7 protein-coding genes are annotated in these 12,380 nt (G+C 34.5%); 2 read left to right on the top strand and 5 right to left on the bottom strand.

All coding sequences use genetic code 11. From position 1 onward, the window contains the following. Nucleotides 1-8 precede the first annotated feature (8 nt). Complete coding sequence (gene mfd, locus P8K68_RS00110; protein ID WP_300246988.1) at nucleotides 9-3,386, bottom strand: transcription-repair coupling factor; 3,378 nt, start codon at nucleotides 3,384-3,386, stop codon at nucleotides 9-11. A 290-nt stretch (nucleotides 3,387-3,676) separates the two neighbouring features. Here mfd and P8K68_RS00105 point away from each other — a divergent pair, with 290 nt between their 5' ends. Both P8K68_RS00105 and P8K68_RS00100 read left to right on the top strand, forming a co-directional pair. Continuing rightward, nucleotides 3,677-4,108 carry a TerB family tellurite resistance protein gene (locus P8K68_RS00105; protein ID WP_300246986.1) on the top strand — a complete coding sequence of 144 codons (432 nt, stop codon included), beginning with the start codon at nucleotides 3,677-3,679 and terminating at the stop codon, nucleotides 4,106-4,108. 333 nt (nucleotides 4,109-4,441) lie between these two features. Next, nucleotides 4,442-5,800: an outer membrane protein transport protein gene (locus tag P8K68_RS00100; protein WP_300246985.1), complete on the top strand. Its 1,359-nt coding sequence runs from the start codon at nucleotides 4,442-4,444 to the stop codon at nucleotides 5,798-5,800. Nucleotides 5,801-5,920: 120 nt separating this feature from the next. Here the strand turns inward: P8K68_RS00100 and P8K68_RS00095 are convergent, their stop codons facing one another. From P8K68_RS00095 to metG, 4 genes are all read right to left on the bottom strand, one after another. Beyond that, nucleotides 5,921-6,823, bottom strand: coding sequence for a histone deacetylase (locus P8K68_RS00095; RefSeq protein WP_300246983.1), 903 nt, complete (start codon nucleotides 6,821-6,823; stop codon nucleotides 5,921-5,923). Nucleotides 6,824-6,888: 65 nt separating this feature from the next. After that, a complete protein-coding gene (locus P8K68_RS00090; RefSeq protein ID WP_300246981.1) occupies nucleotides 6,889-9,006 on the bottom strand; it encodes a Tex family protein in 2,118 nt (705 codons plus the stop codon). Nucleotides 9,007-9,358: 352 nt separating this feature from the next. After that, nucleotides 9,359-9,877 (bottom strand): ferritin, encoded by a 519-nt coding sequence (locus P8K68_RS00085; RefSeq protein WP_300246979.1) that lies wholly within the window; start codon nucleotides 9,875-9,877, stop codon nucleotides 9,359-9,361. A 41-nt stretch (nucleotides 9,878-9,918) separates the two neighbouring features. Beyond that, the gene (metG, locus tag P8K68_RS00080) at nucleotides 9,919-12,054 is read right to left on the bottom strand and encodes a methionine--tRNA ligase (RefSeq protein ID WP_300246978.1); all 2,136 of its coding nucleotides are present in this window, start codon (nucleotides 12,052-12,054) and stop codon (nucleotides 9,919-9,921) included. Between the last annotated feature and the right edge of the window lie 326 nt (nucleotides 12,055-12,380).

Here is a 12,380-nt window from a genome sequence, read left to right as displayed (position 1 = left end):
ATCAATAATCAAGCCACAATAGGTTTTAAAGCTTCTAGAGCTTGTTTAACGGTTTTTATGTGTTCAAAGCTTAGCATTAAACGTAAACCTGTTCGTGTTTGTTTCTCTTTCATTTTACAAGATTGAGGATGTGTTTGAACAAATTGTAAAACCTTAGTAAAATGAGCACTTTTATAAAATCTACTTTGTTGGTCATTTATAAAATAGCCAATCAGTTTACCCTTTTTCATAATTATTTTTTCGAATCCAATTTTGGTAGCTAACCACTTTATTTGGACACTATTTAATAAATCGGTCACTTGTTCTGGCAATTCTCCAAAACGGTCAGTTAGTGCCTTTTCAAAGGTATGCAATTCTTCTTCCGTTTTTATATTGTTTAGTGCTGTGTATAACTTTAGGCGTTCTGCAATATTATTTACATAACTGTCTGGGAACAACAACTCAAAATCGGTATCAATCGTGACGTCTTTAACAAAAACCTTATCGGCTTCATCCTCATCATACAAATCTTTAAACTCATTTTCTTTAAGTTCTTCTATGGCTTCATTTAGGATTTTTTGATAGGTATCAAACCCGATTTCGTTGATGAATCCACTTTGCTCGCCACCTAATAAATCGCCCGCACCTCGTATTTCTAAATCTTTCATGGCTATGTTAAAACCACTTCCTAACTCTGTAAATTGCTCTAACGCTGTAATACGTTTTCGAGCATCATCTGTCATGGCTGAATATTCTGGTGTGATGAAATAACAAAATGCTTTCTTATTGCTTCGCCCTACGCGTCCTCGCATTTGGTGCAAATCACTTAACCCAAAATTATTGGCATTATTTATAAAAATAGTGTTGGCGTTTGGAACATCGAGTCCGCTTTCCACAATAGTAGTGCTCACCAAAACATCAAAAGCACCATCCATAAACGCCAGCATAAGTTGTTCTAATTTTTTTCCATCCATTTGTCCGTGACCAATACCTATTTTAGCATCGGGGACTAAACGTTGTAACATGCCTGCTACTTCTTTAATATTTTCAATGCGATTATGAATGAAGAATATTTGACCGCCACGCTGAATTTCATAACTCACAGCATCACGAATAGTTTCTTCATTAAAACGGATTACATTGCTTTCAATTGGATAACGATTTGGAGGTGGCGTAGTAATTACAGACATATCTCGTGCTGCCATTAAACTAAACTGAAGCGTTCTTGGAATTGGCGTTGCGGTTAAGGTTAATACATCTACATTATCCTTTAAAGTCTTTAATTTTTCTTTTACAGCGACACCGAATTTTTGCTCTTCATCAACAATTAATAATCCTAAATCTTTAAACTTTACATTTTTATTTACTAATTGATGTGTTCCAATTATGATATCGACTTTACCCTGTTCTAAGGCCTCTAAAGTTTCTCGTTTTTCTTTAGCAGTTCTAAATCGGTTAACATAATCTACAGTAACCGGGAAGTCTTTTAAACGCGCTCTAAAGGTTCTAGAGTGTTGATAAGCCAAAATAGTAGTTGGTACTAAAACTGCAACTTGTTTGCCGTTATCTACCGCCTTAAACGCGGCACGAATAGCAACTTCGGTTTTACCAAACCCAACATCGCCACAAATCAATCGATCCATAGGGCGTTCGCTTTCCATATCCACTTTAATATCCGCAGTTGCCGTACTTTGGTCTGGGGTATCTTCGTAAATAAAAGACGCTTCTAACTCGTGTTGCATGTAACTATCTGGATTGTACTGATAGCCTTTTTTGGTTTTACGTTTGGCGTACAATTTTATTAAGTTAAAAGCTACATGTTTTACACGTGCTTTCGTTTTTTGTTTTAGGGTTTTCCAAGCATTACTACCCAATTTGTAAATTTTGGGTGGTTTGCCGTCTTTACCATTAAACTTTGTGATTTTATGTAACGAATGAATGCTTAAATATAACACATCGCGCTCGCCATAAACCAATTTAATAGCCTCTTGTTTTTTGCCTTCAACATCTATTTTTTGGAGTCCGCCGAAACGCCCAATACCATGATCGATGTGTGTGACGTAATCGCCAATATCTAAATTGGTGAGCTCTTTTAGTGTAATGGCCTGCTTTTTTGCGTAGCCATTTTTAAGATGAAATTTATGATAACGCTCAAATATTTGATGATCTGTATAACATACTATTTTGGCGTCGTGATCTATAAAACCTTGATGCAAGGATAAAATAATAGTTTGATATCCTTTTACATCAAGATGAGAGTCGTCAAAAATATCATGAAACCGTTTGGCTTGCTGCTCGCTAACACAAGCAATATAATTTTTATATCCGTTTTCGTGATTGGTATTTAAATCTTCTATTAACAGATTGAATTGTTTATTGAAAGCGGGTTGTGGTGTGGTGTTGAATGTGACTTCTTCCAATGAAACAGACTGCGACGTTTTACCCGCAATGTCGTTAGCATTAAAAACAGACGTACTACCAAATTCAATAATGGTAAGATCTAGTAGTTGTTTTTTTAGCAATGCTGAATCACAAAATAATTCGTGAGGTTCGGCGTGCTTTATATCTTGTGAAAGTGTTTTAAAAGCTTCTTCTGATTTGCCATAAAAATCGTCTATTCGAGAAAATATTAAGTCTGCATTTTTTAAACAGATTACTGTTTTTTGTGCAATATATTTCAGGAAACTTTGTCGGCTTTCTTCTAAAAGTTTATTCGCAACATTGGGAATAATGTTGATTTTTTTTATTTGTTCGATGGATAATTGGGTTTCCACATCAAACGTTCTGATGCTGTCGACTTCATCACCAAAGAATTCGATACGATAAGGCTCATCATGCGAAAATGAAAAGACATCTACAATTCCACCACGTACTGAAAACTCTCCAGGTTCGGTAACAAAATCGACACGTTTAAATTTGTATTCAAATAACATTTCGTTTACAAAATCAATAGACAGTTTATCATTTACACCAACTTTAAGTGTATGGCGCTCTAACTCTTTTCTAGTAACTACCTGCTCAAAAAGCGCATCTGGATAGGTAACAATTATGGCTGGTTTTTTTTGCGAGTTGATGCGGTTTAAAACCTCGGCACGTAAGAGCACATTGGCATTATCTGTTTCTTCAATTTCGTATGGCCGTCTGTAACTTCCTGGATAGAAGAGCACATCTTTATCATTTAATAATTGTTCTAAATCGTTTAGATAATGTGCAGCTTCTTCTTTATCGTTAAAAACTAACAAAAAAGGCTTTTCGGTTGCTTTAAAAACACTTGAAATAACAAAGGAAAACGAAGACCCTACAAGTCCTTTTAAATGTGTTTTACTTTGAGTTTGGGTAATAGCATTTTGCAGATTCTGCGTTTGCAAAGTCTGTAAATAGGTTTGAGAGATACTGTTTTTACTCACCTAATTTTGTTTTGATTTGCAAATATACGGTTTCGGATTATTATACCATTTCTTATTTTATAGTTTAGCTAGGGCTTGTCTTGTTTTTTCTAGAAAATTCACAATTGTTTGTTCTGATTTTTGAAAGGTGTTCTGCGCTCGCGTTAGGGATTGAACGGCATGTTTGAGCTCCCCGACGCAGGAGGGAGCGAGTAGTGAAAGCCCGACCCTTGGGTAACGCCCAAAAAATTAAAATTTCAATTTAAAATCTTAAAAAAAATATGTAGGTTTGCAGCACTAAAAAAAAGTATATGTCGTTTTCGAATTTATTTGATAGTGGGTTTAAAAAGCGTAATGAGAGCCATTTTGCTGCAATTGTTCGTGTGGCTATGGATGATGGTATAATTACATCTGAAGAGCAAGCCTTTTTAGACCGTTTGGCACAGCGTTTAGAGATAGGTGAGGATGATTATAAGGCTATTTTGAAGAGTTATAATTCGCACCCGATTAATCCGCCAGTATCTTACGATTTGCGTTTAGAGCGTTTGTACGATTTAGTGCGTATGGTGCATGTGGATACGATTAAAGGAGACCCTGAACATTCGCTTTTGAAAAAGATTGCTGTAGGACTTGGTTTCCATGCGGTTAATGTAAAATACATTATTGATAAGGCGATGACATTAGTACATAATGGTGCTGATTTAGATCTTTTTGTGGATCAAATAAGAAACATGAATAGATAGGTTTTCTATCAAATATTATGATATTAAAAATGCGAACTAATTGAACTAGTTCGCATTGTTTTTTGCTTTAGAATGTAATTACAATCCTATTTATTTTTTATTATAATTACTTTGTAAAATTAATTACGAGGCAATCATCAAATTATGACAAAATGCATCACAAACCCCTTGTGTAACCTTTGTTACACAAGGGGTTGCTTTTAAAAAAAAGAATCAATACGTGACAAAAGTCATAGATAAGAGCATATTCTCAAAGTAATTTTACCAATCAATTATTAACTATAAGAATTCAACTCTAAAAATATTTTCTGAATTCTTCTAAATAACTTAGTTATGAAAACTACCATTTTACGTTCGTTATTTTTACTATTCTCCGTATCAGTTTTATCCCAGGCAGGTCATATTATGCAAGGCGTTGGCGCCGTAAACATGTCTATGGGTGGAGCTGCAACGGCGCAACCTCTTGATATTTCTGGAGCTATGCAATGGAATCCTGCTACACTCTCAACTTTTGATAGTAAAATTATCAAACTGGATGTTGGTTTATTCTTTTCATCACCTGAATTATTTTCTACAGTTCCAACACCAATGGGTCCTTTTGGTGGGAATACTGAAGATGATAGAGGGATATCACCTTTGCCTGCTTTAGCCATGGTTTGGGGTAAAGAAGGCAGCAAACATACTTTTGGTGTATCTGCTTTTGGTATTAGTGGATTCGGTGTAACGTTTCCAGAAAACACAAATTATCCACAAGATTTAATGGTTAATTTTAACCCTAATTACAACCCTGCTGAAAATTCCAACCCCATTAACTTTCCACAAAATGCTGGTGGTTTTGGACGTATAGAATCAGATTATATGTTGTTACAAATTGGTTTATCTTATGCTTATGAGGTTTCAGATAAATTCTCTATCGGGATACAACCAAATGTAAACTATGCCGCTTTAGAGTTAGCTCCTAATCCAACGGCTAATCCAAATGCCTCTGGCTACCCAACAACAGATAAAGCTACAGCTATAGGTTTTGGTGCCCAATTTGGGTTGTTTTATGATTCAGGCTTTGGTTTAAAACTTGGAGCTTCGTACAAAACGGCTCAAAAGTTTAGTGAATTTGAATTTGATAATACGTATCCTGACGGTTCTTCGGCTAAAAACAAATTCCAAATGGATTATCCAGCAATTTTTTCTGTTGGGTTAGGGTATTCCGAAGGAGATGTTGATTTAGCGTTTGATTTTAGAAGAGTAGATTATGAAAATACAGACGGTTTCTCTGAAACTGGATGGACGCCAACAGCATCAGTTGCTGGATTTGGTTGGGAAAATATCTCTATTTTATCTGCAGGTATTCAGTATAAAGGAATTAATAAATTACCATTACGTTTTGGTTATACTTATAGTTCTAACCCAATTCCAGAAAACCTGACATTTTTCAATATTCCTGCTACAGCAGTCATTAAAAATGCTTACCAATTTGGTTTAAGTTATGAAATAAACGATACTTGGAACATCGATGCTGTTTATCATTATGGTGATAGTAATGGTGCGACAGAAGGTCAAATATTAGATCCAAGACAAATTTCCGCAAGTAATACTTTAGGAGCTATTCCTGGATCTAGTGTATCTTATGAAATGACAACATCAATGATTCAATTTGGTGTAAGCTATACATTTAATAAAAAAACAAAAGAATAATTAGTGCGACTTCTATTTGACATACTTTAAGTTAAATATAAAATCTTAGAGGTCTAAATAACTTAATTTCTAGAAATCAAAAAGAGGGTAAATATTTTATTTACCCACTTTTTGATTGTCTTAAAAAAATATCTCCTGAGCCAAACGAAACGTATTGGCATGCGCTTCTATAATAATTTTAATATCTGGAGAATACCCACCACCCATAGAACACATAACAGGCAACTGCTTGTTTTTACAGGTTTGTAACACAAAACGATCGCGCGCTTTACAACCTTCAAGAGTCATTCCTAGCTTTCCAAGTTTATCAGAAGCTAAAACATCTACACCGCATAAATAATATATAAAATCGGGGTTTTGCGCTTCAATAAGTTTAGTGAGTGTTTCTTTTAAAATACATAAATACGCATCATCATCGGTGTTATTTTCTAAAGCAATATCCAAATCACTTTGCTCTTTTTTAAATGGATAATTTCCTTTTCCGTGCATGGAAAATGTAAAGACTTTATTATCGTTTTTAAAAATTTCTGCGGTTCCGTTTCCTTGATGGACGTCTAAGTCTACAATCAATACTTTTTTAGATAATCCTTTATTGAAAAGGTAACGCGCACCAATAGCTTGATCGTTTAATAAACAAAAGGCTTCACCTCTATTAGAATAGGCGTGGTGTGTCCCTCCAGCAATATTCATAGCAACCCCATATTTTAATGCAAATTCGCTAGCTTTTATAGTTCCATCTGCTATTATAACTTCACGCTTTACTAATTTCTCACTTAGTGGAAAACCTATTTTTCTGGCTGCTCTAGCATCTAGTGTTATATTTTTTAAATCTTTATAATACGCTTCAGTATGTACTCTTAAAATATGGGTGTCTTCTGGAATATGTGGTTCGAAAAAATTATCTGGAGCACAGGTACCTTCGTGCAATAATTGCTGTGGCAACAACTCGTATTTAAGCATCGGGAAACGATGGCCTTCTGGTAATGGATGTTTATAAATATCGTGATAAGCAATTTTTAACATATTACATATAGGTTATCTGTGTTATTTAAAATCTCAACACACCTCATTTAGATTTGATAAAGCATCTATTTATGCAATTTCAATTGAATTCGTTTTCGCGGTACATCAACCTCCAATACTTTTACTATAATTTGCTGATGCAGACTCACGTGTTCATTCACATCTTTTACAAAACTATCGGATAGATTTGATACATGGATTAATCCGCTTTCTTTAATACCAACATCTACAAAGCAACCAAAATTAGTAATATTGTTGACGATTCCAGGAAGTAATTGCCCTTCTTTTAAATCGTTAATGGTTTTTATATTTTGATTGAATGTGAATACTTTGGCTTGTTCCCTGATGTCTAGTCCTGGTTTCTCTAGTTCTTTAATGATATCTTCTAGTGTTAGTAAACCAACATATTCTGAACAATATTTTTTTAAATCTATTTTTTGAAGTAACTCTTTATTCCCAATTAAATCTTCAACAGATTTCCCTAAATCTTTAGCCATTTTTGTAACTATCCCATAGCTTTCAGGATGAACAGCAGAATCATCTAACGGGTTTTTAGCGTCTTTAATTCTTAAAAAAGCAGCGCCTTGTTCAAACGCTTTTCCTCCTAATCGTGGTACATTTTTAATAGCTACCCTAGATGCAAATACGCCATTTTCCTTTCTGTAATTAAAAATATTTTCGGCTAGTTTTGGACCAATACCTGAAACGTAACTCAACAAAGACTTACTTGCTGTATTAATATTTACTCCAACTGAGTTAACGCAATTTTCTACAACTACATCTAACTGTTTTTGAAGTTTCGTTTGGTCAACATCATGCTGGTATTGGCCAACGCCAATAGATTTGGCGTCAATTTTAACCAATTCTGCTAATGGGTCTTGCAGGCGTCTTCCAATTGAAACTGATCCACGAACAGTGACATCATAATTTGGAAATTCTTCTCGTGCTATTTTTGATGCTGAATAAATACTTGCTCCGGCTTCACTTACCACAAACACTTGAATATTATTCTTAAAATGCACCTTTCTAATCAAGGCTTCAGTTTCTCTAGACGCTGTTCCGTTTCCTATGGCAATCGCTTCAATTTTATGCGCCTCACAAAGCGAACTTATCTTTTTCATAGCACCCAAACTATCGCTTTTTGGTGGATGCGGATAAATAGTTTCGTTATATTTTAATTGCCCTTGCGCATCTAAACACACCACTTTACAACCTGTTCTAAAACCAGGGTCGATGGCTAAAACACGTTTTTCTCCTAATGGCGAACCTAATAATAATTGTTTTAGGTTTTTAGCAAAAACTGTAGTTGCAGATTCATCAGCTTTATCTTTAGCTATTTGTAAGGCTTCATTACTTAAAGATGGTAATAATAAGCGTTTGTATGCATCTTTAATGGCTGCTTTTATCTCGCTTGCGCAAGCACTATTACTTTTAATAATGCGTCTTTCAATAGTATCCAAAGCACGATCATCATCAATTTGAATTTTTACACGAATAAAGCCCTCCTTTTCTGCACGTAAAATAGCCAATAATCGGTGCGACGGAATTCGGCTTAAACTTTCTTCCCAATTAAAATAATCTCTAAACTTTTGAGCTTTTTCGTCTTCAGTTTTTGTTTTTATCACTGTCGTGGAAATCATAGCAAAACGCTCTAATTGACAACGGATATTGTTTCGAATATCAGCACGTTCATTAATCCATTCTGCGATAATATGTCTAGCACCTTGTAAAGCGTCCTCTACTGAGTCTAGATTACCTTTTACATATTTAAAGGCAATAGATTCAACATCGTTAGCGTTTTGAGACATGATTATTTTTGCCAATGGTTCTAATCCATTTTGTCTCGCTTTTTCAGCTTTGGTTTTTCTACTTTTCTTATACGGCAAGTATAAATCTTCAAGTGCTGTTATATCTTGAGTAATTAATACCTTTTGTTTTAATTCTGAAGTTAAAACGTCTAGTTCTTCTAAAGCTTTTAAAATGGCTTTTTTTCGTTTATCTAAAGCTTCAAATTGTTCTTTATATTTTACGATATTGCCTATTTGAACTTCATCTAGATTCCCTGTACGTTCTTTTCTATAACGCGATATAAAAGGAATGGTGCAATCTTCATTAAGTAATTCAATCGTATTTTTTACTGATTGCTCTGGAAGTTTTGTTTGTAGGATTATATATGGTATCATTCTAATTGTTTTGAGCTAACGTACAACGAAACTAAAAAAATTCTATTCAATTTAACTAAAAAGACCTGTCAGGTTTTAGAAACCTGACAGGTCTGGATTATATTTTTTATGATACTATGCCACTTTTTTAATCAAATCAAAACAAGGGCATTTTTTACAGCGCTTGTTCGCTCCTTTTTTAAACTTTTTACAGCAACTATCTTTTACTTTTTTAGGCAACTCTACACCTAATTTTTGTAATTCTTTTATTGCCTTTTTTTTCTTTTTTTTGCCCACAGTAGAATATAATACTCGAATCTACAAGCAAAAATAAGTTATTTTTATTAAATCTAAATAAGCTTAAATGTTAAAATTATTCGGGTGTATTTGCGGCTGCAGTAGTTACTGTTAAATTTTCAATATCCCTATCAAATAAATACAAACCACCTTTATCATCGCCAATCATATTTATTTTATCTAAGATGGTTCTTGCAACAGCTTCTTCCTCTATTTGCTCTGCTACATACCATTGTAAAAAGTTATGGGTGGCATAGTCTTTTTCTTGAAGACTAATATGCACCAATTCGTTGATACTTTGCGATACATATACCTCATGTTCAAATAACTTTTCGAACATTTCTTTAATCGATTTAAATGTAACGTTTGGTGCTTTTAATTGTGAAATTTTTGCATGACCTCCGCGTTCGTTTACAAATTTTACTAACTTCAACATATGCTCGCGTTCTTCATCCGATTGTGCATACATAAAATTAGAAACGCCTTCTAAACCTTTAACCTCAGCCCAACATGCCATGGCTAAATAGATTTGAGAAGACTCTGCTTCAATTCGTATTTGATTATTTAATGCGTCTTGTATGGTTTTTGATAACATAATATTGGGTTTTTTGTAAAGTTACTAAAAACGTTTGTTTTTTAACTCACCTGTAAGCCATTACCAACCTCAGCATCATCAGGATTAACAAACACCAACTTACCATCAGCCGTCTCCGTCATCAAAATCATACCTTGACTTTCAACACCTCTTAACGCTCTTGGGGCGAGATTTACTAAAACAGTAACCCGTTTTCCAATAACTTCTTCCGCAGAAAAACTTTCAGCAATACCTGAAACTATTGTTCTTGTATCAATTCCTGTATCTACTTTTAGTTTTAAAAGTTTTTTAGTTTTTGGCATTTTTTCAGCTTCAAGAATAGTCCCAACTCGAATGTCCAATTTGGTAAAATCTTCAAACGTAATAGTTTCCTTTTGAGCCTCTACAGCAGTATTTGCTATTTCGTTGGCTTTTTTACTAGCTTCTAATTTATCCAACTGTTTTTGGATGGTGTCATCTTCAATTTTAGAAAATAATAATTCAGCTTTTCCTATTTTATGGTTTGCAGGGAGTAATTCTTTTTTAGTTGAAACGTCGTTCCAACTTACAGCGTCATTGCGAGACTCATTTTTATGAGTCGTGGCAATCTCTTTTTTGTTTGAGATAACTTCGTCGTTTTGCTCCTCGTTATGACGTAACTTTAATATGTTTTTCAGTTTTTCAGAAGTAAACGGTAAAAATGGTTCACATAGAGTTGCTAATGCGGAAGCTATTTGAAGCGCCACATACATGATGGTTTTAGTCCGCGATTCATCAACTTTAATGGTTTTCCAAGGCTCTTCATCTGCCAAATATTTATTTCCTAATCGGGCTAAATTCATCAATTCCTGTCCTGCTTCTCTAAAACGGTAACGCTCAATAGAACTCGCAATAACATCTGGATAAGCTTTTATGGCTGCCAAAGTTTCGGCATCTACTTGGGTAAAATCACTTGGAGCTGGAACAATACCCTCATAATACTTGTTAGTTAACACGACTACGCGGTTTATAAAGTTCCCAAAAATAGCTACTAACTCGTTATTATTTCTAGCCTGAAAATCTTTCCAAGTAAAATCGTTATCCTTAGTTTCTGGCGCATTAGCATTTAAGGCATAGCGCAATACATCTTGTTGTCCTGGAAAATCTTCTAAATATTCTGGTAACCAAACCGCCCAATTTTTAGAGGTAGACAGTTTATTGCCCTCTAAATTTAAAAACTCGTTTGCTGGCACGTTATCTGGTAGAATATAGCTGCCTTCCGCTTTTAACATTGCTGGAAAAATAATACAATGAAATACAATGTTGTCTTTTCCTATAAAGTGTACTAGTTTGGTATCTTTATCTTTCCAATATAGTTCCCAGTCTTTTCCTTCGCGTGCTGCCCATTCTTTAGTAGATGAAATATACCCAATAGGCGCATCGAACCATACATATAGCACTTTGCCTTCGCCACCTTCTGCGGGTACTGGGATACCCCAATCTAAATCTCTGGTTACTGCACGCGGACGTAAACCATCATCTATCCAAGATTTTACTTGCCCATAAACATTAGGTTTCCAGTCTTTTTTATGACCTTCTAAAATCCATTCTTTTAAAAAGGCTTCATGTTTATCTAACGGTAAAAACCAATGTTTTGTTTGTTTTAAAGTCGGTACATTTCCTGTAATTGCCGATTTTGGATTAATTAAATCAGTTGCATTTAAACTAGTTCCGCATTTTTCACATTGGTCGCCATAAGCCTCTTCATTTCCACATTTTGGACATGTTCCTACTACAAACCGATCTGCTAAAAACTGGTTGGCTTCAGCATCATACAACTGCTCTGAAGTTTCTTCAATAAACGCTCCTTTGTCATTTAAAGTCTTAAAGAATTCCGAAGCTGTTTCATGATGAATTGGTGCTGATGTCCGCGAATAATTATCAAAAGTAATTCCGAAATCTACAAACGATTTTTTAATAATCGCATGGTATTTATCAACTATATCTTGAGGAGAAACACCTTCGTTTTTTGCCTTAATGGTAATTGGCACACCGTGTTCGTCACTACCACCAATAAACGCAACATCATTTCCTGTTAAACGTAAATAGCGTGCATAAATATCTGCTGGAACGTAAACCCCAGCTAAATGCCCAATGTGAATTGGGCCGTTAGTATAAGGAAGCGCTGTGGTAATTGTATATCTTTTTGGTTTGTTCATTAATCTAAAAAATTAAATTTGATTGTCATTGCTAAGGAGGTACGACAGTGGCAATCTCATGAATTGGAGTTGTAATTCAACAGATTCCCGCGCTTCGCTCGGAATGACACTTCATTTTTGAAGCCGTAAAAGTACACATTTTGAAGCCTATTTAGAAAAAAGTACTAAACAAAAAGAATAGTCCATAGTGCAATGCTTTACTTCAAGTTATTTTAATTTGCTTTTCATATTTTTTTTTGAATTCTAAATACAATTTATAAGATCCCGATCTTAATCGGGATTAGTTAAACTTGAAATTTTGAATGTGCCTTTCAGGATTTTCAAAA

Source organism: Algibacter sp. (genome assembly GCF_029245835.1).
Classification (GTDB): Bacteria; Bacteroidota; Bacteroidia; order Flavobacteriales; family Flavobacteriaceae; genus Algibacter_B.
The sequence above is the reverse complement of the archived record's forward strand: the minus strand, read 5'-3'. Positions and strand labels throughout refer to the sequence as shown.